This is a genomic window from Paractinoplanes globisporus DSM 43857 (assembly GCF_000379645.1).
Lineage (GTDB): Bacteria > Actinomycetota > Actinomycetes > Mycobacteriales > Micromonosporaceae > Actinoplanes > Actinoplanes globisporus.
Map to the genome: position 1 here is coordinate 1 of NZ_KB903341.1, position 26,942 is coordinate 26,942.

A 26,942-nucleotide genomic window follows, 5' to 3' on the forward strand; every position below is an offset into this window, starting at 1 on the left:
ACCGCGGGCAAGGCGACACCAACTGCTGGCAAGGCAACACCGGCTGCCACAGGCAAGACGGAATCGGCCGTCGCAGGCAAGACGGCTCCGGCTGCCACTGGCAGGTCGGCGCCGGCCGCCACGGGCAAGGCAGCGCCGGCCGCCACGGGCAAGGTAGCGCCGGCCGCCACGGGCAAGGCGGCGCCGGCCGCCACGGGCAAGGTAGCGCCGGCCGCCACGGGCAAGGTAGCGCCGGCCGCCACGGGCAAGGTAGCGCCGGCCGCCACGGGCAAGGCGGCGCCGGCCGCGATCGGCAAGGCGGCACCGGCTGCCGCCAGTGGGGCAGAGTCGGGCGCTGTTGCGAAAGCGACGCCGACCGCCAGTGGGAATGCGACCCGAGCCGCCGCCGGTAAGGCTGCGCAGGCCAATGCTGCCAAGGCGGCTGCGGCGGCCGCGAGCTATCAGAAAGAGGCGGCGGAGCTGTTTGCGGCTTCGGCGCAGCGGCGGCGGCGCCGAACTGTTACGAACCCGGCGAGTGTGGAGCCGGCGCCGCCGGAGCCGGTGCGCCGCCGCCGGGCCGCGCCGAGCCCGCCCGAGGATGACTGAAGATGACCGAGGGATGACCACGCGCCCGCGATCAAGCCGTTGACCTGTGTGAAGGCCGCCCCCGTGGCGGCCTTCGCCGTACCTGAAAGGGCCCTCCGCGCTGCCGACGCGGAGGGCCCTTTACCGGGGGAACGGAGTAACCGAAGGGGGGCTTCGTCCGTTAAGACCACTTTATCCCGCGAACCGCCTAACTGGGAAGTCCTGCCCCGAAAGCGGACAAAACACGTCGCCGGGCTGGTCGTGCCCGGACGGGTGGCCAGCAGGGACGTGACAGCGACACGCCGTACGCGGGCGTAGGCTGTCGGCGTGGCTGATCTTCTGGTGTGGATCGACTGTGAGATGACCGGTCTCGACCTGGGCAAGGACAAACTCATCGAGGTCGCGGCGCTGGTCACCGATCCCGAGCTCAGGGTGCTGGGCGAGGGCGTCGACCTGGTGATCCACGCCGACGACGAGGCGCTGGACGCGATGCCCCCGGTCGTGCGCGACATGCACGCCAAATCGGGGCTCACCGAGGAGGTGCGGCGCTCGGCCATCACCATGGCCGAGGCCGAAGAGCAGGTCCTCGCGTACGTCAAGAAGTTTGTCCCCAATCCCCGCACGGCGCCTCTCTGCGGCAACTCGATCGCCACCGACCGTGGTTTTCTCGCCCGCGACATGCCGGCCCTCGACTCGTTCCTGCACTACCGGATGATCGACGTCTCCTCGATCAAGGAGCTGTGCCGCCGGTGGTACCCGCGCGTGTACTTCGGCCAGCCGCCCAAGGGCCTCGCCCACCGGGCCCTCGCCGACATCCGCGAGAGCATCCGCGAGCTCGAGTACTACCGCCGCACGATCTTCGTCCCGCTCCCGGGCCCGGACGTCGACACGGCGAAGGCGATCGCCGCCGAGTTGTAGGTCACCCGCCCGCGCTGAGGAACCCGCTCGACGACCCCCACCGGGGTGCGGCTATGATTGGCCGGCACCGCGGGGAGGTTTCCCCGTGCGCGATGGTGGTCGTAGCTCAGCTGGTAGAGCACCGGGTTGTGGTCCCGGTGGCCGCGGGTTCAAGTCCCGTCGACCACCCCAAAGCAAGTCCAGGCGGGTGCCTGGCCGCCCAGGCGGCCGGGCACCTTTTCTGTCGGCGTCTGACGAGTCGGCGGCCGGCCCCGGTCAGCGCGTGCCCTTGGTCAGGTCGAGGATGCACACGGCGTTGCCGAAGGGATCGGCCAGGACCGCGCACCAGCCGACCACGATCTCGAACGGCTCCACGCGCACGTCGAGGCCGTCCTCGCGCCAGGAGGCGACCGACGCGCGGACGTCGTCGACCAGGTAATGGACGCTCTGCCCGGCCGGCAGATCCATGGTGTGCAGCACGACCTCGGCGTCGGTCTCGGGCAGGCCCATGCCGACCGAGGCCTCGTCCCGCCACAACTCGCGCAGGCCCAGCATCCGGCCGTAGAAGCGGGACGCCGCGTCCAGGTCGTCGACGCGGACCATGACACAGTCGATCTTCCGCAGCTCAGGCATAGCGCTTCACCGCCGCCGCGATGCGCCCGGCGAAGGGGCGGCCGAAGGGCGAGTCGCCATCCACGGTGACGACGGCCAGGTATCCGAAGAGTCGCCACAGCTCGCGCCGCTCACCGAACGTATCGTCTATCGGCATCACCTCACGGTAGGCGTCGAAGACCTCGGGCGGGACCGGCGCGAAGTAGTCGAGCAGCGCGAGGTCGATCTCGGGGTGGCCGTAGTAGGGCGCGACATCGAGCAGGTAGGCGCGGTCCTTGCCGGTCAGGAAGTTGTTCTGCTGCGCGTCGCCGTGCAAGAGGGTCGGGCGTGGCGACGGGCCGCAGAGCCGCGGCAGGCGCTCGATCACGCGCTCGACACCGTGGGACAGGTCGCGGTCGAGGTGGCCCGAATCGACCGCGCGGCGCAACAGAGGCGACAGCCGGCGGCCGCCGTAGAACGAGGGCCAGTCCTCGGCCGGGGTGTTGTCCTGCGGGAGCGGCCCGAAATATCCGTCAAATTCGGCGAGTCCGAAGTGGTCGCCGTGGACGCGGTGAAGTTTCGCCAGCTCACGGCCGATCGACTGCCAATGCTCGGTGGCCCGTTGCTCGGCGGGGACCTCCGGGATCGCCTCCTGGAGCAGCAGGGTGCCGCCGGCCAGGCGTACGGCCGCAATTGTTTGTGGAACGGCGACCGCATGTCGCCGCAGAAGGTCGAGGCCCCGAAGCTCGGCGGGGGTCTCGCCGCCGGCGTTGAGCTTGGCGAAGACCGAGATCGGCTCGCCGTGGAAGATCCCGCAGGCGTGCGACGCCCGGTCGCCCAGATCGGTGAAGCCGGTCGACCGCCATCGCGCTCCGAGATGGCGCGAGACGGCGGCCTCCACGCTCGGTGCCCAACTGACGCTCACCCTGCCATCATCGCTGCGCCAGGTTGAACGCGTGCAGGGTCAGGCCGCGCTGCGGGCGATGTGGCGCGGGGGGCGCACCGACCCCGAGCTGTTCGACGAGATCACCGCCCGGCTGGTGCGCTGCCGCGAGGCCCTGAGTCACGCCTTGCGGGCCACTCCGCCGTAGACGGAGACCGCCCCGTCCGGCTCCGCGGGCTCGTCGGTGTCGGGGCGCCAGTGCGGCAGGACCTGCAGCCCGGGGTCGACCAGGTCGAGGCCGGTGAAGAAGCGGGCGACCTCGGTTTTCGTGCGCACGCGCATGGTGACGCCCTGCTTGCGGTAGATCTCGGTGACGGCGGCCCACGCCTCCGGCACAAAATCGCCGGTCAGATGTGAGAGCACGAGGTAGCTGCCGGGCGGCAGGGCCGCGACAAGTTCCTTCACCAGCGCGTACGGGTCGTGGTCGTCGCCGACGAAATGCAGGACCGCGACGAGGAGCAGGCCCACCGGGCGGTCCAGGTCGAGGGTCTCGCGCACCTCGGGCGACGCCAGGATCGCACCCGGGTCGAGCAGGTCGGCCTTGAGGAACCGGGTCTCGCCGGTGCCGTCGAGCAGGCCCTGAGCGTGTGCCAGCACGATCGGGTCGTGGTCGACGTAGACGACCCGCGCGCCCGGGTGCACGGACTGGGCGACGTGATGCACGTTCGGCGCGCTGGGTATGCCGGTGCCGATGTCGAGGAACTGGTCGATGCCGCGCTCGGCGGCCAGATAGTGCACGGCGCGGCGCAGGAACGCGCGGTTCTCCCGGGGTGGCACGCGGGAGTACGGGTTCGACTTCATGCCCTGCTCGGCGGCGATCCGGTCGGCGTCGAAGTAGACGTCGCCGCCGAGCAGGTAGTTGTAGACGCGGGCGGGATGCGGGCGGTCCGTGTGCAGGTCCACCCCGGCATCGTGCACTCAGGACAGTCGTGTCGTCCAGGCCTCGGCGTCGTCGACGGGCAGGCTGCGGTCGAGGGTGAGCTCCGGAACCATCAACGGGTACTGCCGGCCGATGTGGTTGCCGCGGGCGTGGGCCGGCGGCCGGAGCACGATCACCCGGCGGCCGTCGACGGCGGGGATGTCGGCCGGGCGGCCCTCGCCCCAGATCGGTTCGCCGTCGGCGTCGAACATGTCGAACTGGGTGAGCACGCCGCCCGCGGGAACCATCAGGCCGTCGCGCGCCGCGGCCACCCAGTCGGCGTCGGGCCGCTCGCCGGGAATCTTGTCGTCGCCGATCAGCACGTCGGCCAGCAGGAGGTTCAACTGGATGTTGTCGCCGACGCCGCTCATCGTCATCTCGAAGACCCGGCGGGTGGGCGGGTGCGCCACCAGCAGCGGCTCGTCGTCGAGCACCCGCAGCAGCCCGAGCAGCCACGGCGCGTCCTCGACGTGCTCGGTCATCGCGATCGTCGCGGCGGTCAGCCTTTCCCGCTCGGGCAGCGCCTGCCGGCAGGGTTTCTGTTGCAGCGGGAGGAGCAGGCTGGGGATCCAGTCGTTCACCGAGAACCAGGCCTGGACGATGAGACCGGCCTCCTCGACGCTGAGATCGTCGGGCGCGGCCTCGATCAGCCGCTCGCGGAGGGCGCGATATTCGTCCGCGGTGGTCGGCGCGGGCAGGTCCTCGCCGAGCTTGCCGGCGAGCAGGCCGAACCGGGCCGCCGCCTCGAGACCGCCGGCCACCCGGTCGGCGAGCACCCCGAGCACCGGCATCGGGTCGGCGCCCATCTCGACCAGGCCGGCGGCCAGCGTCGCCAGGAAGCCGCCGTTGCCGAGCGCGATGTCGGCGAGGGCGGGGGCCAGGCGGGCCAGGCCGGCGCTGAGCTCGTCCTCACCGGCGAGCCGGGCCCGGTCGAGGACCGCACGGTTGGTCCGCGTCGACTCGGGCCCGTCCAGGCGAAGCACCGCGTCGGCCAGGGCGGTGCAGAGCTCGGGGAGGGTGCGCGTACGGTGTCCGATCACTCGCGCATCGTAGACGTTAAATTCGTCGACTTCGGCCCCGCTCGACCGTCCGTTTTCCCACGTCGTGCGTTTCCGGCGCGGGCCAAAAACGTCTAGATCATTGTCGCCAGAACCAGGTCGACCGCCCGCTGGACAGCGGCCCGGGAGGCGTCGTCGTCATCGAGGTAATCGAACCCGTGCCGGCCGTGCGGCACCTCGACCACGTCCGGCCGGGTCTTCGCGGCGCCCACGAACGCGCGCACGCCCTCGTCGATCGTCGGATCCTCCCGGCCCACCCGGGTCAGCACGATCGGCAGGTCGCCGGCCGACGCCACCGCGTCGACCGGGCGGAACCGGTCCGGCACCGGCCAGCCGGGCAACGGTTCGAGCACGGGGTACGTGAGGGCGACGCACCGGAGCCAGGAGGGCGGCTCCCGGATCCAGTCCGCGGAGAGCAGGCCACCGCCGGAGAAGAACCACAGCGCGAGCCGTTCCCCGTCCACCCGTGGGTCGGCGCGCACGGTCTCGATCGCGGCCCGTACGTCGTCGGCCGCCTCCGGATACGCGGCCGGGCTGTGCAGCCGGTGGCCGACCGTCGCGCCGACCACGCCGCGAGCCGCGACCAGCGACGGGTAGGCCCGGTAGACGGGCCAGTCGCGCGGGGCGGGCCGGGCCGCGGCCGGGACCGGCCCGCCGGGCACGATCAGGACCGCGGGCCGCGGCCGGGAGGTGTCGTCCGGTGGATAGAGGTCGACCGGGCCGTGCCGCTCGGCCGAGCGGACGTCGACGGGAAGCACGAACGGCTTCAGGAAGTCCATGCCCCGCAGGCTAGCCGCGACGATCTCGCCGTGTGGTCGGCAAATGGACGAATGGTCAGCCGCCCATCGAGGCGCCGGTGCCGTTGCCGGTGACCAGGAAGTCGGTGCGGGGGAGTGAGCCGTCGGCCCGGCGTGGGCCTTCGGCCGAGGTCGGGTCGGTGGAGCGGAACGTCGCGGCCCAGTCATTGCGGCTCTGCACAGCGGTGCCGGACAGCGTGGCCGGTGTCTTGTTGCCGACCGCGACGTCGGAGCGCAGCAGCGGCGAACCGTTCGGGAGGGCGAAGCCGGCGCCGCCGTTGCGGAAGGCCGTGCTGTTGACGAGAGAGATCGACGCGCCGGCGCCGTCGTCGGTGAAGCCGGGGCCGCCGTTGTCCCAGGCCACGTCGTGCCGCAGGGAGTGCGCGGCCGCGACCGTGCCGCCGGCGAGCGCGAAGCCGTTGTGCGTGTTGCGGTACGCCCAGTTGTACTCGAGCGTCACGGGCGAGCCGAAGTCGCCGAGGTCGTAGCCGGAGGTGTCGTTGTCCCAGGCCCGGTTGCCGCGCACGAGGTTGTCGTCGCCGTCGCCGAACTGGATCGACAGCCCGGTGCCGTTGTCGTAGAAATCGCTGTTCAGCACCTGGTTGTCGGCGGTGCCCGGGTCGCGCAGCATGAGGCCGGAGCGCGCGTTGCCGTGCATGGCAAGGCCCCGGAACTGCATGTGGGTGCACGCGCTGCAGACGTACGCGTGGCTCCGGGAGTTTTTGATCTCCAGGCCTTGGACCGCCCACCAGGAGGAATGCTGGGTGATCGCCCATTTGTCGGCGGAGATGCCGGAGGCGTCGAGGACCGGCCGCTCGTCGCGGTAGTTGCGCAGCACGATCGGCTCATCCGCGGTGCCGCTGGTCGTGATCGAGATGGGGGTGGACAGGCGGTACGTGCCGCCGCGCAGCGAGATCGTCTGCCCCGGCCTCACGATGGACACGGCCTTGCCCAGCGTGGCCAGCGGCTGGGCGGAGGAGCCGTCACCGTCGTCGGAGCCGTTGGGCGCCACCACGATCTCCTTGCGGAACGGCGTGGGCGCCACCCGTCCGGCGACACCGGGCTGAGCACTGCGGGCCAGCGTCGGGGTCACCGTCACCGTCTCGCCGCCGGGTGGGAGCGTCTCGTGATAGACGGCGTACGCGAGACCGCCGCCGACCGCGACCGTCGTGGCCGCCGCGACCGCCATCGTCTTGTGCTGCATCAGGCCGAGCAGCGAGAGCTTGACCTGACTCGCGCCGATGACCAGCCCGGCCGGCACCGGCAGCGCCGCCATGCCGAGCAGCAGGTCCTCGGGTGCGACCAGGCCGCCGCCCAGCGACCCGCACGCGGGACACTCGCGGATGTGCCGCGCGAGCCGCTTGCGCCACAGTGGATCGGCGACCCCGTTCCACCGGCGCAGTTGCTCGCCGAGCTCGGGGCAGCGCGGACGAGCGTGCAGCGCCCGCACCACCCCGCGGGCCAGGTCGAGCTGGGCCTTCATCCGCTGCACCCGCACCGCGGCGTGCTTGGGCCGCACGTCCAGCGCCTCGGCCAGCTCGCCCCGGGTCAGCTCGCCGCTCGCCTCCTGCCACCAGAGGCCGAGCAGCCGCCGGTCGCCGTCGTCGAGCCAGCTCGCCGCCTCGATCAGCTCGCGCCGCTGGTCAGCCACGACGATCTCGGCGGTGGCGCGGTCGGCGAAGTCAGGGTCGGCGATCTCGACGGCCTCGGGCAGCCGCCGCATCCGGGTCGCCCGCCGGGAACGCAGATAAAGCTGAATCTGGCGGTACGCGATCGCGACGAGCCAGGAGCGGAAGCGGTCGGGCTCGCGCAGCCCGGGCAGCCCGCGGATGGCCCGCAGCATGGTTTCCTGCACGACGTCGTCCACGTCGGGGTGACCGGCCAGCGCCCGCCCGATGATGTTGTAGACCAGCGGCAGGTGCTCGGTGACCAGCTCGTCCAGGGCCTCGCGGCGGCCGGCCTGGGCCTGTCGCACGAGGCGGACGAGACGCGCGACGTCTGGCGCGACCTGACTCTGTGTCACTGCCTGCCCCCATCGATGGCTGTCACAGGCTCTGAACACAGGGGAGTGGCCTGAACTGCGGATTCGAATCGTGGCACAGCTTTTTGTTGTCGTCCAGGAACTCGGGCGTCTACGAGAGTGCCGCCATTCCCCGGGCGGTTTCACTCAGGGTAACGAAATGGGAGCGCTCCCATACGCTCTGTAATCGAGAGGACCCGACCCGTGCCCCGAATCCGAAGAACGATCCTGGCGGCCGCGCTGGCGATCGGCATCCCCATCACCGCCGTCGCCGTCGCCGCGCTGCCCTCCGAGGCCGCCACGCTGCCCGCCGCCGGCGGCGTCTACCAGCTCGCGGTCACCAAGAGCGGCATGTGCATCGACGTGACCGCGGGCTCCAAGGACAACGGCGCGCTGCTCCAGCAGTGGGGCTGCACGTCCGGCGCGACCTGGCAGCAGTTCAAGCTGACCGCCGTCAGCTCGACCCAGTATCAGCTGGTCAACGTCAGCAGCGGGCGCTGCGTCGACGTGCCGGGCGGGTCCAAGACCTCGGGTGTGCAGCTGCAGCAGTGGGGTTGCGCCGCGCAGACCAACCAGTACTTCACGCTGGCCGCGAGCGGGACGAACACCTTCCAGATCGTCAACGTGAACAGCGGGCTGTGCCTCTCCGACCAGGGCGCCTCCACCTCGTCCGGTGCGGCGATCATCCAGGAGACGTGCACGGCCAACACGAACAAGCAGTGGGCGTTCACCGCGGTCTCGAGCGGGACGGCGACCGTCGCCGCCGACGGCACGGGCACGTACCGGACGATCCAGGCCGCGGTGGACGCGGTGCCGGCGAACAACGCGGCCCGGCGGACCATCACCATCAAGGCGGGCAGCTACCGCGAGATCGTCACGATCCCGTCCAACAAGCCGTACATCACGCTGCAGGGACTGGGCTCGTCCGCCTCGCAGACGGTGATCGTGAACAACCACAGTTCGGCCGGCGGCTACGGCACGTCGGGCAGCGCGACGGTCTTCGTGAACGGGCACGACTTCGTGGCCACGAACCTCACGATGTCCAACGACTACGGCGAGGGCAGCCAGGCGGTCGCGGCCAACGTGAACGCCGACCGCTCGGTCTTCAGCAACGTGCGCTTCCTCGGCAACCAGGACACGCTGCTGGTCAACGCGTACCGGTCGTACTACACCGGCTCGTACGTCGAGGGCACCGTGGACTTCATCTTCGGCGGCGGCACGGCGGTGTTCAACGCGAGCAGCATCTACGAGCGGCGCAGCACGGGCGGCCCGATCACCGCCTCCCGCACGGACGCGGCCAACGCGTACGGCTTCCTGTTCTACAAGTGCACGATCACCGGCGCCACGAACAACACCACTCAGCTCGGGCGGCCGTGGGGACCGGACGCGCAGGTGCTGTACCGCGAGTCGTCGCTGAGCGCCACGATCGCGACCGGCCAGCCGTGGATCGACATGTCGGGCAACTCGTGGAAGAACGCGCGGTTCTTCGAATACAAGAACACCGGCTCGGGCGCCACCACGAACGGCAACCGGCCGCAGATGAGCGACTCGACCGCGGCCTCGTACACCCCGCAGAAATACCTCACCGGCACGGACGGATGGAACCCGCTGTGAAAAAGCTCTTTGTCGCCGCGATCGCGCTGATCGTCCCCGGCGTCTTCGTCGCCTTCTCCGTGCTGCCGTCCGAGGCGGCGACGCTGCCCGCGGCGGGTGGCACCTATCAGCTCGCGGTCACCAAGAGCGGCATGTGCATCGACGTGGCCGCGGGGTCCAAGGACAACGGCGCCCTGCTACAGCAGTGGGGTTGCACGGCGGGCGCGACCTGGCAGCAGTTCCGGCTGACCGCGGTGAACTCGACCCAGTATCAGCTGGTCAACGTCAACAGTGGGCGGTGCGTCGACGTGCCGGGCGGGTCGACCGCGTCGGGCGTCCAGGTGCAGCAGTGGGGGTGTGCCGCGCAGACGAACCAGTACTTCACGCTGGCCGCGAGCGGGACGAACACCTTCCAGATCGTCAACGTGAACAGCGGGCTGTGCCTGTCGGATCAGGGGGCGTCGACCTCCTCGGGCGCGGCGATCATCCAGGAGACGTGCACGGCCAACACGAACAAGCAGTGGGCCTTCAACGCGATCTCGTCCGGTCGCACGTGGTCGAACGCGGCCGACGGTTTCGCCTCGACCGGTGGCGGGACGACCGGCGGCGCCGGCGGCACGACGGTCACCGTCACCACGTACGCCGATCTCCTGAAATATGCGACATCGTCGGCGGCCTATGTGGTCCGCGTCGCTGCGACGATCACCGTGCCGACCTATGGGTACGAAATCCCCGTCACGTCCAACAAGACGATCATCGGGGTGGGCACCTCGGGGCGGATCAAGAACGGCGGGTTCTTCCTCGGCGCCGGGATCCACAACGTGATCATCCGGAACCTGTCGATCGGGGACACCGCGGTGGCCTCCGACGACCCGGACGACAAGGACTTCGACTACGACGGCATTCAGATGGACACCGCCGATCACGTGTGGATCGATCACAACACGTTCCACGACATCAACGACGGCTACATCGACAGTCGCAAGGACACCTCGTACGTGACGGTGTCGTGGAACGTGATGGGCAACCACAACAAGACGTTCGGCATCGGCTGGACCGAGAACGTGACGGCCCGGATGACGATCCACCACAACTGGCTGCACGACACGAACCAGCGCAACCCGAGCGCGGACAACCTGGCCTACGCCCATCTGTACGACAACTACCTGCAGAACATCACGTCGTACGGCAACTACTCACGCGGCGCCACCAAGATGGTGATCGAGAACAGCTACTTCGACCACGTGGCCAACCCGTTCTACCCGGACACCACCGCGCAGCTCCGGCAGACCGGCAGCATCCTGGTCAGCTGCACGGGCAAGCAGCAGACCTCGGGCTCGGCGTTCACCCCGTCGAGCTTCTACGCCTACACCCTGGACGCCGCGGCCGACGTGCCGTCGCTGGTCAAGACCTATGCGGGGCCACAGGCGAACATCGGCCTGTGAGGGGGAGTGGCCGGCCGGAGTCGCAAGCTCCGGCCGGCCTTCAACTCGCGTACACATGAAGGTCTTTTTCCGGGTTTAACTTGCGGAAACGTGCCATCCGTGACATCGGGCCCGGCGCGGACCTACGGCTCCACGGCGACCTCCGCCCTGCTGGTCGCCGGCGCCCTCGGCTCTCTCATCCTGCAGCTCTTCGTGATACCTCTGGCGCATCTGCCCGGCTGGTTGCTGATTCCGTTGGTGCTCACCAGCACCCATCTGTGGTCGATCCTGCACGAGTCGATCCACGGCTCACTCGTGCGCGACCGCACCGGGAACGACCGCCTCGGCCGGGCCCTCGCGCTCGGCTACGGCGCGCCGTTCATCCTGCTCAAGTCCGGCCACCTGCTGCACCACCGATTCAGCCGTACGCCCCGGGAGCGCACCGAGGTCTTCGACGAGGGATCGTGGGCTTCGCACGCCCCCGTCTACTACCTGCGACTGTTCGGCGGCCTGTACCTCGCCGAGGTCGCCTCGGTGGTGCTGGCGCTCGCCCCGAAGCGGCTCTGGCACCGGCTGCGTCACCTGCTGGACACGCCCGACACCGTGACCGCGCTGCTGTTCGACGCGATCACCGGCCGGCGGCTGGGCCAGTTCCGCCTCGACGCCGTGCTGATCGTGCTGATCTACGCGGGGGCCTTCATCGCGTACGGCCCGCACTGGTGGATGTTGCTGCTGGTGCTCGCCGGCCGCGCCTTCCTGGTGTCGATCGCCGACAACGCGTACCACTACGGCACGGCGCTGGACGAGCCGCTCGAGGCGATGAACCTGGAGCTGCCGCGGCTGCTGGAGTCGTTCGTGCTCGCCTTCAACCTGCACGGGATCCACCACAAGTACCCGGGCCTGGCCTGGCACAGCCTGCGCGGCGCGTTCCTGGCCGACGGCGGGCGCTTCGACATGAGCTGGTGGCGCGCGGTGACCCGGCAGCTCAAGGGCCCGATCGCGGCCGGCCTATTGGAAATTCCCGTGGTAGAAGTACTGCCCCAGCCCGACGGTAAAGATCGTGATGCCGTAGAGCGCATGCTCCAGTGACACCACCAGCAGTGACTGGGTGCGCTGGTAGCGGCGCGCGAACAGCCATCCGCCGACGATCGTGGCCGCCACCGCGATCACGTTGCCGAACAGCAGATGGGCGAAGCCGAAGGCCGCCGCGCTGGCCGCGGCCGCCCGTCGGCCGGCACCGAAGACCGGCTCGTAGCGGTGCAGCAGGAACGCCCGGTACAGCAACTCCTGCGGATACACCGAGACGAGCGGGTAGAACACGATGATCGCGAGCCACAGCAGCGGCTCGCGGCGCGGCAGGTCGAAGAGCCGGTCCCGGTCGAAGATCGCGACCGCCGCCACCGCGAGCACGGTGGCGGCCGCCCACAACGTGAGGATGCCGGGCAGCGCGGCGCTTACGGCGTCACGCCGCCAGAAGTTCGCCCGGTCGAAGCCGGTGGCCGGCCGCCGCAGGTAGTACACGATCGCGGCGGCCGCCACCAGCAGGACCGGGATCGGCCCGCCGGGCACGTGGACGGCGATGTAGACGCCGACCAGTCCGAAGAAGAGCAGCAGGTACTCGACGAGCCTCATTCGACGGGAGGTTACGGGTCCTTGGTGTTCTTAAGATGACGTCGAGCAGAGCGTTCCGTTGAGGGTGAACGCCGCCGGCAGGACGTTCGGCCCGTTGTAGGCGCCGACGAAGCCGACCGAGGTGCTGCCGCCGCTCGCGGCGAGCGTCGCGTCGCTGGTCACCCGCACGTCGGTGCCGCTCTGCGTCCAGGTCGCGTTCCACCCGCTGCTCACGCTCTGCCACGTGGTCGGCCAGGTGAAGTTCAGCGTCCAGCCGTTGAGCGGGGCCGCGCCGGTGTTGGTGATGTCGACCTGCCCGACGTACCCGTTGCCCCAGTCGTTGGTGTCGGCGAACTTCACCGTGCACGTGCTGGTGGCGGGCGCGCCGGTGGCGAAGGTCAGCGGCGGCGACGACCAGGAGAGGTTTCCGGCGCTGTCCCGGGCGAGCACGTTTACCGTGTATCGCTTGCCCGGCTGCAGGTTACGGACGGTGAACGACGTGCCGGTCGTTTCGCCGAGCTGCTCGCTGATCGCGCCGTTCGCGCGGTAGAGCTCGTACTTCGCGGCGCGGCCGACGGCCGGCCAGGAGATCGTCGCGGTGCGATCGGTGACGGCCGAGGCCGTCGGAACCCCGGGGGCGTTCGGCGCGGCGGCGTTGCTGCCGGCCGGGTGCAGGGTCACCAGCGTGATCGAGTACGGGGGAAGCGTGCTCGCGCTGCCCGCGTGGATACCGGTGTCGCCGTTGCCGTAGGTCACCGCGACCGGCGCGGCCGCCGACGGCGTGTAGCCGCGGTAGCTCAGCGCGATGTCGTGCGCCGCGTCCGGGTCCTTGTTGATCAGCAGGACCCCGAGGTCACCGTTCGGCCGGCGCGACCCGTACGCCGTGACCAGCGCGTTGTCGGTGGCGGCCCGCACCATCTGGTCGCCCGGGTGCACGAACGACGACATCAGCTTCAGCGCGTGGTACGGCGCGAACGGCGTGTTCAGCGCCGGCTCGCAGACCGTGCCGTCGGACGTGCAGGTGCCGCTGGAGAGCAGGCCGAAGTCGTTGTAGTCGGTCTGCCCGGCCACGGTCGACGGCGTGCCGATCCCGTTGTGCACGTTCCACCACTGCACGGTGAAGACGCCGTTGCCGATCAGGCTGCTGTACGCGTCGGCCAGGAAGATCGCGCCGGGCTGGGTGTTCTGCCCGACCCCGACGTTCGTCTCGGTGAGGCTGATCCCGATCCGGCTCGCGTTCGCCCCGCCGTACGTGTTGATCTGGTTCCGGAGCAGGTACATCGAGTCGTCGAGGTACTGCGTCTTGCCGATCGCCTCGGCCGCGCTGCCGCCGCCCGGGTACCAGTGCACGTCGGCGAAATCGATGTGCGGGCCCGCGGCCTGCAGCACGACCTGGTTCCAGGTGGCCGCGTCGCCGCCGCCGACCAGGCCGTCCGGCCAGTTCGCGGGCATGGTGAGCACGGCGCCCACCTTGATCGTCGGATCGACCGCCTTCATCGCGTCGGCGTAGGCGATCACCTCGGCCGCGTACTGGGCCGGGCTCTTGTCGGCGTGGTCGTCGGCCTCCCAGGAGGAGCCGTAGTGGCCGTTGCCGTAGTTCTCGTTGCCGATCGTCCAGTACTTCGCGCCGTACTTCTTGGTGATGTTCGCGTAGCGGACCCAGCCGGCGGCCTCGTCGGCCGAGCCGGTGCCGTAGTTGGCGATGATCATCGGTTCGGCGCCCGTCCGGCGCGCCGAGGCCATGAACGTGTCGAAGTCGGTGTTCGGGGCGACGTAGCCACCGGGCGCGGTGTGTGTCTCCCAGTGGTAGATGTCGGCGTAGGACCCGCCGGGGTAGCGGATCATCTTGACGCCGGCCGCGCCGAGCAGGTCGGCCACGGCGTCGGTGCCGAGCGTGGTGTCCCAGATGGCGTCGTTGACCCCGAGCGCGGTGGCCGGGACGGTGGCCAGGCCGGCGCGGGCGTTGACGGTCACGGTGACGGGTGTGGTGGCGGCATAGGCGCTCGGCGCCGGTGGCGCGGCCAGAGCTGTCGCGGCGAGCAGGGCGGCGCCCAGCGCGACGCGACGGGGGATCGCGGTTTGCATGGCTCTCCAAGGAAGCGATTCTGAGGGGAAATGGGAGCGCTCCCAGTTTGCGACCGGGAGCGAAAGGTGTCAATGCGCATCGCTATTTCCCGTGCTTTCTCTCTGCAAATGCGACGCGGGGCCGCTCCCGTGGGATGCGGCCCCGCGCCGGTCGATTGCCGGATCAGGTGGTGCGCCGGATCAGTGCTTCGTCCAGCCCGGGCCGCCGTGGTGGTTGCCCGGCCCGTCGTGGTCGTGCCCGTTGCCCGGGAAGCCCGGCCCGCCGTGCCCGGGGAAGCCCGGCCCGCCGTGCCCGGGGAAGCCGTGCCGGTCCCAGTACACCTTCAGCGCCCAGTCCCCGCGGTGGAAGCCGAAGGGAATGCGGATGCAGGCGTGATCGTCCCAGCGGCCCTGCCGCTCACCGAAGTTGCCGATGCGGTGGCAGGTGAACGGATTGCTGTAGAACCCGACGATTCGCGACCGGTCGTGGCCCCAGTCCTTGGTGCTCTGGGTGCCGGCCTTGGGGGCGGCCGGAGCCGGCGAGGCCGAGGCGGCCGCCGCCGGTCCCGCGCTGAACGTAACGCCGGCGACGATCGCCATTCCGGTCATGACCAGCATGCGCGTTGCTTTATTCATCGATTCACCTCTTCGTGTCCGGATATTGCCGATGTGATGATCATAGGAAAATTGCGGCATTTGTCCGGCCGGAAACGCAAACACGATTAGGTGAAAAGAGGGCCCGATAATTCGATTTCGGGAAATGTGGTCCGGCGGAAATATGCCGCCGGACCTGCGACGATTCGTCCGTTCGGACGAGTCAGTTTGCCGGTTTGGTCAGAAGACAGCCCGATTTGGTCAGATCGATCGTCCGGGTCGAGGTCAGGCAGGTGGTGAACCAGTACGTCTGCTCGCCGTAGCTCTGTCCCTGGTACGCGTGCGTGGTGCCGTTCGCGTCGACCTCGCACGGGTTGTTGAGCGTGCACATCTGGCCGTCGTCATTGCCGGTGTTGTTGATGCCGACGATCTGACCGGACGACGCGTCGACGAGCGGCGAGCCCGAGGTGCCGTGGATCGTGTCGCAGTTGACGTCGTACCGGATCGAGTCGTGCCAGGTCCACACGTCCTCGCGGAGCGTGCTCACGAAGCCGTTGATCGAGCAGTTCCAGATTTCCTTCCAATACCCCGACGGGATCGCGATACTCGCGCCGGCCGCCGGATGCGAGGCCGAGATGGTCAGCGCAGTGGCGCCGTAGCGGCTGCTCAGCGTGGCGTAGGTCGACGTGAGCCGGTAGAGGGTGACGTCGGTGCCGGTCATCGTCGCGTACAGGATGCGGTCGGCCCGCACGGTGGCCAGCGCGCGGCCGCTCGCGTTCAGCAGCGTGCCCGACCGGCTGCTGGTGCGGTTCTGCAGCACCTGGCCGGCGCTGAGGAAGCCGCCCTCGTAGCAGTGTCCGTTGGTGAGCATCATGGCCCGGTCGCTGCTGACCGAGCTCGGGTAGCGCACCAGCGAGGCCGAGCAGTTGCTCAGCGCGATGGTCGAGGCGAGCGTGGTGGCGGTGACGGCCTGTGCCGGTGCCGGTCCGGCGATGATGCCGGTGGCGGCCGCGACCGCGGCGGCGCCGAGGGCGAGTGCCCGACGGAGACGCATGGGGGATCCCTTCTGCTGGGTGACGGCAGGGGATCTCGCCCCGCCGCCACGTGGGTGGCCGGGCGTGCCGGGTCGGCGACACGCGTACGCCGGTGTCCGTACCCTCGCATCGGGATCCATCGATGTCAATGCACGGTCTTTCCTAAGAAACCCGACCACCCGGTCGATAAGGAGGACAGGAGCCTCCTCCATCGAAGGGGTGACCCCATTGGTTCTGCGGCAAGTGGGCGACTGGGTCGATGAGGAACTACCCCGCCTGAACCGGGCGATCCTGTCCGGTGAGATCCCGCCCGGCATGCTCGCCGACCAGGCACGCGACGTGCTGCTCCCGCAACTGCCGGCGGTGGACCGGATGTCGGCGGAGCAGGCGCAGCGGCTGGTGGTCCGGCTCGGCTTCGTCGGCGCCTCGGTGGCCCGCCACTATCAGGAATGGCATCAGGGCGGCAAGGCCACGCCGGAGCGAGCCTTCGACGGCCTGGTCGCCGATGATCGGCCGTTCCGTGACTACTTCGCGGCGGTGGCCGGGCGGACCGGGCTCGGGCATTACGGCCGCGACAGCTACGCGTCCCTGGTGCGGTGGAACGTCGGCACGGTCGAGGTGCGACGCGGGCCGGAGCTGATGGCCGTGCTGCCCGGCGTCTTCGACGACGGCCGGATCCGCAGCTACACCGGCACGCCCGGCGAGGAGCGGTTCTTCCTGCTCATCAAGCAGAGCGAGGCGTTCGAGCTCGCGGTCAACGACATGCTCGAGCCGCTCGGCCGCGGCGAGGTCGGCCTGCTCTCCGGCGAGGCCATCGAGCGGGTACGCGTCGCCGTCGACCTGCTGTACGCGATGCGCCGGCTGTTCGTCACCTTCGCCTCGCTCCCGCCCGACCAGAGCATGCCGGCCGACCACTTCCTCGACGTGTTCCGGCAGTTCGCGGTGCACTGGACCCGCGACGACATCCCGCCCAGCGGCGCGCTCGACCCCGAGGCGCTCAAGCGCGACTTCCTGCTCGGCATCGGTCAGACCGGTTACGACCAGCACGTACGCCGGCTGTTCCCGGCGCTGCTGGACGCGGAGCGCGACGCGATCGAGAAGCTGATGATCCAGCCGACACTGCCCGAGCAACTGCTGTCCGGCCTCGGCCTCGACGCGGCGGAACTGCGCGCCGACGCGGCCGGCGCCGGCGGCGAGCTGCGCCGGCTGATCGGGCGCCATCCCGGGGTCGTCGAGTGGTACCGCCTGCTCACGGCCCATGCCCGGGCCTCCGGGGCGCACCTCATGCTGAGCAAGCGGTTCCTGTTCAAGCCGCAGCAGCGGCGGGATCTGGCCGGGCAGGGCGACAAGCCGCTGGTGTCCAACCGGGCCGGCACGACCGGGATGAACGAGCTGTTCCTCGAGCGGCTGACCCGGGCCCGGCAGGAGCATCCGCTGGCGCCGCTGCGCGGAGTCCTCGCCGTCGAATCCACCGAAACCCTCGAAACGGCCGAAAAGCCGCCGGTACCGGAGGTACCGTCGGCCGCATCGGTCTCTGTCGCGCTGGTGGGGTGACGGTGAAGTGGAGTCTGAGGTGAGCACCCGGCCCCCGGTGCAGGTCGGCCATGAGCAGCTGATGGCCCTGATCGACCACACCTCGGCCGTGATCTACATGCGCGACGTCGACGGCCACTATCTGCTGGTCAACCGCGAGTACGAGCGGTTGTTCAACCTGCACCGGGAGGACATCGTCGGGCTGACCGACCACGACCTGTTCGAGGGGCCGATCGCCGACGAGTTCCGGGCCAACGACCTCGCGGCCATCGCCCGCGGCATCCCGTTGCAGGTCGAGGAGCAGGCGCCGGGCGAGGACGGCCTGCACACGTACGTGACGGTGAAGTTCCCCCTGCACGACGCGGCCGGGCACGCCTACGCGATCTGTGGCATCTCCACCGACATCACCGCGCGCAAGCGGGCCGAGGAGGAGGTGCGCCGCCTCAACGACGAGCTCGAGCTGCGGGTCCGGCAGCGCACGGCCGAGCTGGAGGCGTCGACCCGGGAGCTGGACGCGTTCGCGTACTCGGTCTCGCATGACCTGCGCGCGCCGCTGCGCTCGCTCGAGGGGTTCAGCCAGGTGCTGCTGGAGGACTACGCGGAGGCCCTGGCCGAGGAGGCACAGGGCTACCTGCGGCGCATCCAGGCGAACGTCGGCCGGATGGCCCAGATGATCGACGACCTGCTGCACCTGTCCCGGGCCACCCGCACGCAGCTGCACCGGGAGCCGACCGACCTGAGCGCACTGGCCCGGGAGGTGGCGTCGGAGCTGACCGACTCCGGCCGCAAGATCACCTGGGAGATCGCCGACGGCCTCACCGCGCCGGGCGACCCGCACCTAATCCGGCTCGTGCTGCAGAACCTGCTCGGCAACGCCTGGAAGTTCACCGGGAACGCCGAGCACCCGGTGATCTCGGTGAGCGTGCACCCGCAGTCGGGCGTCGACGTCTTCGAGGTGCGGGACAACGGCGCGGGCTTCGACATGAAATATGCCGACAAGATGTTCGACCCGTTCCAGCGGCTGCACTCGGCCGGCGAGTTCGAGGGAACCGGGATCGGCCTGGCCATCGTGCACCGGATCATCACCCGGCACGGCGGCCGGATTCTCGCCGAGGGCACGGTCGGCGAGGGCGCCGCCTTCCGGTTCAGCCTCGCGCCCGCGCCGGCCGACTGGGAGCTGCGATGACCACGCCCGCGCCGCCGGCCGGTGGGGAGCTGCGATGACCGAGCGACCGATCCTGCTGGTCGAGGACAACCCGGACGACGTGCTGCTGACCGTCCGGGCGTTCACCAAGAACCGGATCCGCAACGAGGTGGTCGTCGCCGTCGACGGCGAGCAGGCCCTGCAACGCCTGCTCCCGGACGCCGGCGAGCCGCTGCGGCCCGCGCTCGTCCTGCTCGACATCAAGCTTCCCAAGATCGACGGGCTCGAGGTGCTGCGCCGCATCCGCGACGACGACCGCACCCGGAACCTACCGGTGGTCGTGCTCACCACGTCCAACGAGGAGCGGGACATCGTGGCGAGCTACCGGCTGGGCGCCAACAGCTTCGTCCGCAAGCCGGTGGTCTTCGAGGAGTTCGTCTCCGCGGTCAACACCCTCGGCGTCTACTGGCTGCTCGTGAACGAGCCGGCCCCGAGCGGGTGACGCGACATGCATCTGTTGGTCATCGATGACAGCGACGACGACGCCGTCCTGATCGTGCGGCAGCTCGCCCGGGCCGGCCTGGAGGTCAGCCACGTCCGGGCGGACACGCCGAGCGGGGTGGCCGAGGCCCTCGCCCGGCGGTCACCGGACGTGGTGATCTGCGACTACAACATGCCGGTGTTCCGGGCCGAGGAGGCCCTCGACCAGGTCCGCGAGCACGACGCGGACATCCCGTTCCTGCTGGTCAGCGGTCAGGTCGGCGAGGAGACCGCGGCCGCCATGATGCGTGCCGGGGTGCGCGACTTCGTGCTCAAGGACCGGCTCGCCCGGCTCGCGCCGGCCGTACAGCGCGAACTGCACGAGGCGGCCGAGCGGCGGCAGCGGCGCCGGGCCGAGGCGGCGCTGCGGGAGAGCGAGGAGCGCTTCCGGCTGATCGCCGAGCACGCCCAGGACGTCATCTTCCGCTACCGACTGCTGCCCACGCCGGCCATGGAGTACCTGAGCCCGGCGATCGAGGAGATCACCGGGTACCGGCCCGAGCAGTTCTACGCCGACTCCGAGCTGATCTTCCAGACCGTCGACACCGAGGACCGCGCCACCCTGCGGGCGTCCTGGCAGTCGCACGAGCCCGGCACGCTGATGATCCACGTACGGCACGAGGCCGGCCGCACCGCCTGGGTCGAGCAGCGGGCCAGCTCGATCGTCGACCGTACCGGCCGGGTCGTGGCGGTCGAGGGGATCCTGCGCGACATCACCGAGCGGATCCGGCTCGAGCAGCAGCTGCGCCAGGCCGAACGGCTCGACTCGCTCGGCCGGCTCGCCGGGGGCATCGCACACGACTTCAACAACATCCTCGCGGTGATCTCCGGATACGCCGACATCCTCGCCGAGGAACTGGCCGATCACCCGTGCCGGCCCGACGTGCAGTCGATCGAGCAGGCCGCGGCGCGCGGCAGCGGGCTCACCCGGCAACTGCTGATCTTCAGCCGGCTCGAGCCGTCCCGGCCCGAGACACTTGACCTCAACACGGTCGCCGCCGACATGCAGCGGCTGCTCGCCCGCACTCTCGGCGAGGACATCGAGCTGACCACGATGCTCGCCCCCGACCTGCCGCCGATCACGATGGACCGCAGCAAGCTGGAACAGGTGCTGATGAACGCCGTGATGAACTCGCGGGCCGCGATGCCCACCGGCGGCCGGCTCGCGATCGCCACCGGCGTCGAGCCCGGCGGCGAGTTCGTCGGGCTGAGCATCACCGATACCGGGGTCGGCATGCCGCCCGAGGTGGCGGCGCGCGCCTTCGAGCCGTTCTTCACGACCAAGGGGCGCGGCAAGGGGACCGGCCTCGGGCTGGCCACGGCGTACGGGGTGGTCACCGATGTCGGCGGGACGATCACGCTGGAGTCGCAGCCCGGGCAGGGCACCACCGTGCGGGTGCGGCTGCCGGTGAGCGCCGAGACCCCGCCCGCGCCGGTCCCGACCGGACGAGCCGCCGCGGCCGGCGGCGCCGGGCAACGCATCCTCGTGGTCGAGGACGAGGACGGTGTGCGCGACATCGTCTGCCGCATCCTCACCAAGGCCGGGTACGAGGTGCACGCCGCCGGCGACCCGCAGGAGGCGCTCAAGCTCTGCCTCGACCGGAACCTGGACGTGGACGCGCTGCTCAGCGACGTCATCATGCCCGGCATGTCGGGCACCCAGCTGGCGGCCGAGCTGCGCCAGACCCGCCCCGACCTGCCGGTGCTGTTCATGTCGGGCTACACGAGCGGCCCGGCGCCGGGTGGCCAGGCGCTGCCCCCGGACGCGCCGCTGCTGCACAAGCCCTTCCAGAACGACCAGCTGCTCCAGGCGATGAGCCAGCTGCTGGAACGCCGGCACTCAGCCGGCTGACTGCGCCTCGCCCACCGCGCCGACGATGGCCTCGATCCCGTCGTCCCAGCGCCAGGGCACGTCACGCCCGCTCAGGTGCACGCCGCCGATCCATCGGTCGATGCCGTTGAGCGTCACGTGGTCGTCCTCGCCCGCGAGCACTCGCGCGCCGGCGGCGGTCAGGCGCAGGCCGGTACGGTGGTCGACCGGACCGTCGGCCGGCTCGGCGTCGAGCAGCGGGACGGATGCGTGTGCCATCCGGCCGATCATCGCGAAGCACCAGCCGTCCCCGAGGTACGGACGCGTCTCCCGGGCCGCGGCGCGAACGAACGCCGTTCCGGCATCGGGCGCGCCCTCGGCGACGGCGGCCAGGATCCGGCGTTCGGTCAGCGCCAGCCCGTCGCGGGTGGCCGGGTACTCCCGGCCGAGCCGGTCGAATGCCTCGCCCAGGAACCGCAGCTCGCCGGAGCGGGCCTCGGCGATCGCCCGCAGACCGTCCGGAGTCGGCGCGCGGAAGGCGGCCCAGGCGCGGCCGGCGAGTTCCAGCGCGGCCGGGGTGAGCCGGGCGCGCGCGTTCGTGGCGGGCAGCTCGCGCAGTTGCTCCGCGGTCAGCTGGCCGAGACCACCGAACCGGGCGATGCCGGCATGCTCGCCGATACAGATCAACGTGATGCGCTCGGCCGGCACGCCGAGGCCGGCCAGGCGGTCCAGGATCTGGATGATCTGAAGCTGGTCGTACAGGTCGGCCTCGAACCACAGCACGTATTCGCCGTCGCGACCGGCCGCCAGGACGCTGTCCCGCTCGGCGAACATGTCGGCGCCCTCCGCCCGGTCGTCGGCGCCTTCCTGGAGGAGGAAGGCGGCTCTGATCCGGCGGAGCTCCTCGTCGCCGACCGCGGGCACCGGCCCCTCGTGCAGGACATCGCGCCAATACAGGATGCGTTCGGCGAGGCCGGTCCCGGCCAGATCGGTGGCATCGCCGTTGCTCACGTGCAGCGCCGCACGCATCCCACCGTCGTCGCGTTCTGCCTCTCCGGTCATGTCAACTCCCGGGGTTCGGGCCTTACCTATGACGTCGGTCACAGGTTAGATTCATGGAAAGTGGTCGATCTTATTGGGTGGCTGACATGCTTGATCAGTTCAGGATCGTGACCGACCCGGTGGCCGACTCGGTCGGGGTGTCCGCGATCTTCGCGGTGTTGCCGCTGCTCACATTGTTCGTCCTGCTCGGTGTGCTGCGGATGCGGGCGTGGCTGGCCGGGGTGATCTCGCTGGCCGTGGCGCTCGCGGTGGCGATCGTCGTCTACTCGATGCCGGCCGGGCAGGCGTTCCTGTCGGCCACCGAGGGGGCGGCGTTCGGATTCTTCCCGATTCTGTGGATCGTCCTCAACGCGATCTGGGTCTACAACCTGACCGTGGTCAGCGGGCACTTCGACGTGCTGCGGCGGTCGATGGCCCGGGTCAGCCCGGACATGCGGATCCAGGCGATCATCGTGGCGTTCTGTTTCGGGGCGTTGCTGGAGGCGCTCGCCGGGTTCGGCACACCGGTGGCCGTCACCGTGGTCATGCTGATGGCGCTGGGGTTCCCGCCGGTGCGGGCCGCGGCGGTGGCGCTGATCGCGAACACGGCGCCGGTCGCGTTCGGAGCGCTGGCCACGCCGATCGTGACGCTCGGGACGGTCACCTCGGGAGCGGCCGACGACCCGCGGCTGAACACCGACACACTGGGCGCGATGGTCGGACGGCAGACGCCGGTGCTCGCGCTGATCGTGCCGCTGGTGCTGGTCGCGGTCATCGACGGGCGGCGCGGCGTCAGGCAGACCTGGCCGGCGGCGATCGCGGCGGGCGTGGTCTTCGCGCTCGGGCAGTTCGTCGCCTCGAACTATCTGTCCGTGCCGCTCACCGACATCATCGCGTCGCTGGCCGCGGCGGCGGCCGTGGTGCTGCTGCTGCGCATCTGGCAGCCGGCCGAGATCCCGCCCCTGCACGTCGAGGCCGAGGCCGCCACCGACCAGCCGAACGGCGGGGGCGCGGCGGCACGCAGGTCGGGACCGCCCGAGGGAATCGGTATCGGCGAGAATCCTGCGGGTGGTGGCGGACTCGACGCGTACGGGAAAGGGACCGCGACCATCGAGCAGCGTGACCCGCCCGCGGAGATCGCCCGCGCCTATGCTCCGTATTTGATCATTATTGCGATCTTCTCGATCGCGAACATCGGGCCGATCAAGGACGCGCTCGCGAAGGAGCCGTGGACCGTCGTCTTCGCCTGGCCCGGGCTTCACGTGCTGAGCGCGAGCGGAAAGCCGCTGTCGTCGACGAACTTCACGTTCGGCTGGCTCCCGGCCGCCGGCACCCTGATGATCATCGCGGGCATACTCACGGCGATCGTGCTGAAGGTAAGACCGTCGGAGGCGCTGAAGGCCTACGGCCGGACCTATGTGACCCTGCGGCACGCGATCGTGACGGTGATGGCGGTGCTGGCGCTCGCCTACGTCATGAACCAGTCCGGGCAGACCAACACTCTCGGCGAGTTCCTGGCGCAGGCGGGCGGCTTCTTCGTCTTCCTCTCGTCGATCCTCGGCTGGATCGGGGTGGCCGTGACCGGCTCGGACACGTCCTCCAACGCGCTGTTCGGCGCGCTGCAGGTGCAGACCGCTACCAAGGCCGGCCTCGATCCGCTCCTGCTGGCCGCGGCGAACTCGTCGGGCGGGGTGCTCGGCAAGATGATCAGCCCGCAGAACCTGGCGATCGCCGCCGCGGCCGTCGGGATGGCCGGCCGCGAGGGCGACATCTTCCGCCGGGTCGTCGGCTGGAGCGTGGTCCTGCTACTCATCATGTGCGTGCTGGTCACGCTCCAGGGCACCGCCGTCCTCGATTGGATGATCCCTTCCTAGTTCGTTTTGGACAGTCCTACGTCGTTCGTTTTGGACAGTCCTAGCGTCGTCAGGCGGACGCTCTCCAGGGCGTTCGCCTCGCCGCCGTCGCTGGTCACGGCCAGCGCGACGGTGTTGCGCCCGCGCGGGTTGAGCACGCCGGTGGGCAGGGCGAACGTGTGCTGCGGGCCGACGTCGGCGATGTACTGGCCCATGTTCCAGCCGTTCACGAAGATCAGCACGCGGTAGTGCTTGTCGTTGTGCGGCACGGCGGGGTCGCCGATGGTCAGACCGAGCGAGGCGTCGACGTCCCGCGGGATGTGCAGGTCGAAGCTGGTGCGGTACCAGGACGTTCCGGCTGCTGCGGACGAATCGGGCACCGACTTCACCGGCCACGATCGGTCCCGGAAGCCCGGCAGCGACCAGCCGTTCCGCTCGCCGTACAGGCCGCCGTTGTTGAGCGGCCCGCGCACCGGGTCGACGCCGGCCGTGCCCTGGATGCGCCAGGTCACCCCCGCGGGCACCACGCCGTCGAAGGTCGCGCCGATCACGCCGCGGCCCTCCTTGTGGGCGTCGTTGACGCCGCCGTCCTCGTTGTGCGAGTTGTTCCGCACCATGATCGACAGCACGTGGGTGCCGGCCGCTTGTGATTCCAGGGGAACCGCGAACGTGTCGGTGTTGCGGGTGGGCGGCGCGGCCAGACCGCTGGGGATCTCGCGTTGGCCGAGGTAGGCGCCGTCCAGCCAGGCCTGCGCGAGACCCGCGCCGCCGCCACCCCAGTCCAGGGTCACCGTGGCCGGGGCCGCGCCGTCGAAGTGCCCGCGATACCAGACGTCGCCGTGGTGGAAGCCGTAGTCGTCGGCGGTGAGCACGACCTGCCCGGCCGGCGGCTTGGTGGTGCTGTTGGTGGTGGTCTGGTCGGCCGTGCGCCAGGCCGCGTCGTCGAAGCCGGGCGCCGCCTCCGGCGACTCCGCGGCATAACGCCATGAGGTCAGCTCCGGCAGGGTGATCTGCCGTGGCCCATCCAGATTGCGTACGGCGGTCAGACCGCCGCCCGCCGACGGCCGGACCGCAATGGGCTTACCGTTCCAGGAGACGGCGCGGGTGAACCCGGGGCCCCACACCTCCAGGCCGGCGGCCGCGGTGGTGTCGCCGGTGAGGTCGAGGCGCCCGCCGTGCGCCCGGGCGGTCCGGACCAGCTGCGGCCCGCGTACCAGCACGTCGTCGACGCGCCAGAAGCCGGCCGCCGCGTCCTCGTCCGCGATGAGCAGGGTCAGTGCGGGCCGGTCGGGGGCGGTGATCCGGACGCGGATCAGCCCGTGGTGCGAGTAGGTGAGCCGCAGATCTCCGGTCGCCGGGTCGTAGGCGGCATCGGCCGCGCCGTCGAGCACCCGTACGGCCGGCTCGCTCGGATAGCGCAGCACGGTCTCGCCCGTCTCGCCGTCGCGCCCGTGCAGCAGCGCCACCCCGCGCAGGTGCGTCTCGATCTCCGAGGTGGAGTAGACGAGGTGATTGCCCTCGAGGTCGTAGTTGGCGACCAGCGTCTTCGCGTCCTGACCGGTGAGCCGCAGCGGCACGGTGTACGAGCCGTCGGCCGTCTCGATCGGGAAGGTGAAGGAGTCGTCGGTCGTGGCGCTCGACGGGTTGTGCACGGCGAAGTAGAAGTTCGTGCCGGTCTCGGCGTTGACCGTGTGCTCGATCCGGACCGCGGCCGACGAGGTCGCCACGTCGGCGCCCTTGTCCACCTTGGTCAGCGGCGCCACCGACTGCACGAAGTAGCCGAGCGTCTTCAGCGTCTGCGCCTTCGGCCGCAGCTGACGACCCTCGTCGATGGCCGCGCCGTAGTCGTAGGAGGTGTAGACGACCGGCGCCGGCAGCCAGCCCCACGACGTGCCGCCGGAGACCATGTAGAAGTTCTGCACGGTGAGCCGGTTGGCGATGTTGGTGCCGTAGAAGACCCGCTCGTAGCCGGGGCCCTGGCGCTGCGCGGTGCACGGGTACGTCCCGACGCTGCCCCAGTAGTCGAACCAGCCGCCGCCGAACTCGGCCGTGAAGCCGGGTGTCGTGTTCGAGGCGCTCGCGCCGCCCTTCGCACCGCCGACGCCCTGGATGCCCCAGTCGGGCGCGTTGTTGGGCGAGCCGACCGTGCCGTCGGTGTGGCAGGTGCCGCCGGGATAGCCGTCGAAGGCGTACAGGTCGACCGGCCCGGGAAGGGTGCCCGGCACGGTCGAGGAGGGCGGCACCCAGAACCCGTTGCGCCCCTTGTCGTTGTGGAAGATCGGCACTTGGACGCCGTCGGCGCGCGCCTTGTCGTACAGGTGCTGGAGGTAGTTGCGCTGCGACGTGCCGGTCGCGGCCAGCTCGTTCTCGATCTGGTACAGGATCACCGAGCCGGTGCCGTTGCTGAGCTGGTGACGGGCGATGATCGCGTCGATCGCGGTCTGCCACTCGTCGGTGGCGGCCAGGTAGTCGGGCGCGTCGCTGCGGGCCCGGCCGGCCTGCGTGGCGAGCCAGGCCGGGAAGCCGCCGCCGTCGGTCTCGGCGTTGATGTACGGTCCCGGCCGCGCGATCACGTAGAGGCCGACCTGATCGGCGATGTCGAGCAGGCGGTCCATGTCGCGAACGCCGCCGAAGTCGTAGACGCCGGGCGAGGGCGAGTGGTAACCCCAGTCGAAGTAGAAGGAGACGGTGTTGAAGCCGATCGCCTTCATCTTCTGCAGGACGTCGCGCCAGAGCGCAGGGCTGGGCAGCCGGAACGGATGCATCTCGCCCGACCAGATGAAGGTCCGCCGCCCGTCAAGGATCATCGAGTACTGGTCAAAGCCAATGGTGTGCTGCTTCGCGTCTTTCACCCCGGCCTCCGCCGCGCCCGCGTCTGCCGCGCCCGCGTCTGCCGCGCCCGCGTCTGCCGC

Annotated in this window: 22 protein-coding genes, 1 tRNA gene and 1 pseudogene; 12 read left to right on the forward strand and 12 right to left on the reverse strand. The window is 70.3% G+C overall.

Translation table 11 applies throughout. The features are described 5' to 3' along the window. The 3 genes and pseudogenes from A3CQ_RS61480 to A3CQ_RS0143995 form a co-directional block, all read left to right on the forward strand. Window positions 1-585 (forward strand): annotated as a pseudogene (locus A3CQ_RS61480) (hypothetical protein); the annotation flags it as partial. A 306-nt stretch (window positions 586-891) separates the two neighbouring features. Beyond that, window positions 892-1,482 (forward strand): oligoribonuclease, encoded by a 591-nt coding sequence (gene orn / locus A3CQ_RS0143990; RefSeq protein ID WP_026206870.1) that lies wholly within the window; start codon window positions 892-894, stop codon window positions 1,480-1,482. A 95-nt stretch (window positions 1,483-1,577) separates the two neighbouring features. After that, window positions 1,578-1,653: transfer RNA gene (locus A3CQ_RS0143995), tRNA-His, on the forward strand. Between the two features lie 84 nt (window positions 1,654-1,737). On the opposite strand, the gene A3CQ_RS0144000 is transcribed toward A3CQ_RS0143995, so the two are convergent. Together A3CQ_RS0144000 and A3CQ_RS0144005 are read right to left on the reverse strand one after the other, a co-directional pair. Then, complete coding sequence (locus A3CQ_RS0144000) at window positions 1,738-2,094, reverse strand: VOC family protein (protein ID WP_020517354.1); 357 nt, start codon at window positions 2,092-2,094, stop codon at window positions 1,738-1,740. After that, window positions 2,087-2,977, reverse strand: coding sequence for a fructosamine kinase family protein (locus A3CQ_RS0144005; protein ID WP_157297080.1), 891 nt, complete (start codon window positions 2,975-2,977; stop codon window positions 2,087-2,089). Before A3CQ_RS0144005 ends, A3CQ_RS0144000 begins: the two co-directional genes overlap by 8 nt. Window positions 2,978-3,008: 31 nt before the next feature. Here A3CQ_RS0144005 and A3CQ_RS63850 point away from each other — a divergent pair, with 31 nt between their 5' ends. Further along, window positions 3,009-3,143, forward strand: coding sequence for a hypothetical protein (locus A3CQ_RS63850; RefSeq protein ID WP_020517356.1), 135 nt, complete (start codon window positions 3,009-3,011; stop codon window positions 3,141-3,143). Here A3CQ_RS63850 and A3CQ_RS0144015 read toward each other — a convergent pair. The 4 genes from A3CQ_RS0144015 to A3CQ_RS0144030 form a co-directional block, all read right to left on the reverse strand. Continuing rightward, window positions 3,116-3,898: an SAM-dependent methyltransferase gene (locus tag A3CQ_RS0144015; protein ID WP_157297082.1), complete on the reverse strand. Its 783-nt coding sequence runs from the start codon at window positions 3,896-3,898 to the stop codon at window positions 3,116-3,118. The two genes, A3CQ_RS63850 and A3CQ_RS0144015, sit on opposite strands and share 28 nt — an antisense overlap. Window positions 3,899-3,913: 15 nt before the next feature. Beyond that, the gene (locus A3CQ_RS58265; RefSeq protein WP_020517358.1) at window positions 3,914-4,954 is read right to left on the reverse strand and encodes a hypothetical protein; all 1,041 of its coding nucleotides are present in this window, start codon (window positions 4,952-4,954) and stop codon (window positions 3,914-3,916) included. 92 nt (window positions 4,955-5,046) lie between these two features. After that, window positions 5,047-5,751 (reverse strand): alpha/beta hydrolase, encoded by a 705-nt coding sequence (locus tag A3CQ_RS0144025; protein ID WP_020517359.1) that lies wholly within the window; start codon window positions 5,749-5,751, stop codon window positions 5,047-5,049. 55 nt (window positions 5,752-5,806) lie between these two features. After that, the gene (locus A3CQ_RS0144030; protein WP_026206871.1) at window positions 5,807-7,744 is read right to left on the reverse strand and encodes a sigma-70 family RNA polymerase sigma factor; all 1,938 of its coding nucleotides are present in this window, start codon (window positions 7,742-7,744) and stop codon (window positions 5,807-5,809) included. A gap of 249 nt (window positions 7,745-7,993) precedes the next feature. Here A3CQ_RS0144030 and A3CQ_RS0144035 point away from each other — a divergent pair, with 249 nt between their 5' ends. From A3CQ_RS0144035 to A3CQ_RS0144045, 3 genes are all read left to right on the forward strand, one after another. Then, complete coding sequence (locus A3CQ_RS0144035) at window positions 7,994-9,403, forward strand: pectinesterase family protein (RefSeq protein ID WP_020517360.1); 1,410 nt, start codon at window positions 7,994-7,996, stop codon at window positions 9,401-9,403. Next, window positions 9,400-10,827, forward strand: a complete 1,428-nt coding sequence (locus A3CQ_RS0144040; protein ID WP_020517361.1) for an RICIN domain-containing protein — start codon at window positions 9,400-9,402, stop codon at window positions 10,825-10,827. The genes A3CQ_RS0144035 and A3CQ_RS0144040 overlap by 4 nt, the downstream gene beginning before the upstream one ends. A 99-nt stretch (window positions 10,828-10,926) precedes the next feature. Continuing rightward, window positions 10,927-11,895 carry a fatty acid desaturase family protein gene (locus A3CQ_RS0144045; protein WP_157297084.1) on the forward strand — a complete coding sequence of 323 codons (969 nt, stop codon included), beginning with the start codon at window positions 10,927-10,929 and terminating at the stop codon, window positions 11,893-11,895. On the opposite strand, the gene A3CQ_RS0144050 is transcribed toward A3CQ_RS0144045, so the two are convergent. The 4 genes from A3CQ_RS0144050 to A3CQ_RS0144065 all read right to left on the reverse strand — a co-directional run bounded on the left by A3CQ_RS0144050 (window position 11,815) and on the right by A3CQ_RS0144065 (window position 16,129). Then, window positions 11,815-12,438 carry a CPBP family glutamic-type intramembrane protease gene (locus A3CQ_RS0144050; RefSeq protein ID WP_020517363.1) on the reverse strand — a complete coding sequence of 208 codons (624 nt, stop codon included), beginning with the start codon at window positions 12,436-12,438 and terminating at the stop codon, window positions 11,815-11,817. The genes A3CQ_RS0144045 and A3CQ_RS0144050 overlap by 81 nt on opposite strands. A gap of 30 nt (window positions 12,439-12,468) precedes the next feature. Beyond that, window positions 12,469-14,502, reverse strand: a complete 2,034-nt coding sequence (locus A3CQ_RS0144055; protein ID WP_020517364.1) for a cellulose binding domain-containing protein — start codon at window positions 14,500-14,502, stop codon at window positions 12,469-12,471. 180 nt (window positions 14,503-14,682) lie between these two features. Beyond that, window positions 14,683-15,117 (reverse strand): hypothetical protein, encoded by a 435-nt coding sequence (locus A3CQ_RS0144060; protein ID WP_157297086.1) that lies wholly within the window; start codon window positions 15,115-15,117, stop codon window positions 14,683-14,685. 181 nt (window positions 15,118-15,298) lie between these two features. Continuing rightward, on the reverse strand, window positions 15,299-16,129 hold the full coding sequence (locus tag A3CQ_RS0144065; protein WP_020517366.1) for a S1 family peptidase: 831 nt from the start codon (window positions 16,127-16,129) through the stop codon (window positions 15,299-15,301). A gap of 199 nt (window positions 16,130-16,328) precedes the next feature. Here A3CQ_RS0144065 and A3CQ_RS0144070 point away from each other — a divergent pair, with 199 nt between their 5' ends. Genes A3CQ_RS0144070 through A3CQ_RS0144085 form a run of 4 tightly spaced genes read left to right on the forward strand, consistent with a single transcriptional unit; the run spans window position 16,329 to window position 21,178 of the window. Further along, window positions 16,329-17,663, forward strand: a complete 1,335-nt coding sequence (locus A3CQ_RS0144070) for a hypothetical protein (RefSeq protein WP_245577641.1) — start codon at window positions 16,329-16,331, stop codon at window positions 17,661-17,663. Between the two features lie 19 nt (window positions 17,664-17,682). After that, window positions 17,683-18,828: a sensor histidine kinase gene (locus A3CQ_RS56190; RefSeq protein WP_020517368.1), complete on the forward strand. Its 1,146-nt coding sequence runs from the start codon at window positions 17,683-17,685 to the stop codon at window positions 18,826-18,828. A 34-nt stretch (window positions 18,829-18,862) separates the two neighbouring features. Next, a complete protein-coding gene (locus tag A3CQ_RS0144080) occupies window positions 18,863-19,288 on the forward strand; it encodes a response regulator (protein WP_020517369.1) in 426 nt (141 codons plus the stop codon). Window positions 19,289-19,294: 6 nt separating this feature from the next. Beyond that, complete coding sequence (locus A3CQ_RS0144085; RefSeq protein ID WP_020517370.1) at window positions 19,295-21,178, forward strand: hybrid sensor histidine kinase/response regulator; 1,884 nt, start codon at window positions 19,295-19,297, stop codon at window positions 21,176-21,178. On the opposite strand, the gene A3CQ_RS0144090 is transcribed toward A3CQ_RS0144085, so the two are convergent. Then, on the reverse strand, window positions 21,167-22,198 hold the full coding sequence (locus A3CQ_RS0144090) for a hypothetical protein (RefSeq protein WP_211216799.1): 1,032 nt from the start codon (window positions 22,196-22,198) through the stop codon (window positions 21,167-21,169). The two genes, A3CQ_RS0144085 and A3CQ_RS0144090, sit on opposite strands and share 12 nt — an antisense overlap. A gap of 86 nt (window positions 22,199-22,284) precedes the next feature. On the opposite strand from A3CQ_RS0144090, the gene A3CQ_RS0144095 reads away from it, so the two are divergent. Beyond that, window positions 22,285-24,051: an L-lactate permease gene (locus tag A3CQ_RS0144095; protein ID WP_020517372.1), complete on the forward strand. Its 1,767-nt coding sequence runs from the start codon at window positions 22,285-22,287 to the stop codon at window positions 24,049-24,051. On the opposite strand, the gene A3CQ_RS0144100 is transcribed toward A3CQ_RS0144095, so the two are convergent. Then, window positions 24,048-26,942: beta-galactosidase (locus tag A3CQ_RS0144100; protein ID WP_051115535.1), on the reverse strand; the 2,895-nt coding region annotated here is incomplete at its 5' end. The two genes, A3CQ_RS0144095 and A3CQ_RS0144100, sit on opposite strands and share 4 nt — an antisense overlap.

What these genes read in the sequence shown, in the direction of transcription:
- A3CQ_RS0144000 (WP_020517354.1), bottom strand. Translation starts at nt 2,094, where the DNA reads ATGCCTGAGCTGCGGAAGATCGACTGTGTCATGGTCCGCGTCGACGAC.
- A3CQ_RS0144050 (WP_020517363.1), bottom strand. Translation starts at nt 12,438, where the DNA reads ATGAGGCTCGTCGAGTACCTGCTGCTCTTCTTCGGACTGGTCGGCGTC.
- A3CQ_RS0144090 (WP_211216799.1), bottom strand. Translation starts at nt 22,198, where the DNA reads ATGACCGGAGAGGCAGAACGCGACGACGGTGGGATGCGTGCGGCGCTG.
- A3CQ_RS0144025 (WP_020517359.1), bottom strand. Translation starts at nt 5,751, where the DNA reads ATGGACTTCCTGAAGCCGTTCGTGCTTCCCGTCGACGTCCGCTCGGCC.
- A3CQ_RS0144060 (WP_157297086.1), bottom strand. Translation starts at nt 15,117, where the DNA reads ATGAATAAAGCAACGCGCATGCTGGTCATGACCGGAATGGCGATCGTC.
- A3CQ_RS0144080 (WP_020517369.1), top strand. Translation starts at nt 18,863, where the DNA reads ATGACCGAGCGACCGATCCTGCTGGTCGAGGACAACCCGGACGACGTG.
- A3CQ_RS0144085 (WP_020517370.1), top strand. Translation starts at nt 19,295, where the DNA reads ATGCATCTGTTGGTCATCGATGACAGCGACGACGACGCCGTCCTGATC.
- A3CQ_RS0144055 (WP_020517364.1), bottom strand. Translation starts at nt 14,502, where the DNA reads ATGCAAACCGCGATCCCCCGTCGCGTCGCGCTGGGCGCCGCCCTGCTC.
- A3CQ_RS0144065 (WP_020517366.1), bottom strand. Translation starts at nt 16,129, where the DNA reads ATGCGTCTCCGTCGGGCACTCGCCCTCGGCGCCGCCGCGGTCGCGGCC.
- A3CQ_RS0144095 (WP_020517372.1), top strand. Translation starts at nt 22,285, where the DNA reads ATGCTTGATCAGTTCAGGATCGTGACCGACCCGGTGGCCGACTCGGTC.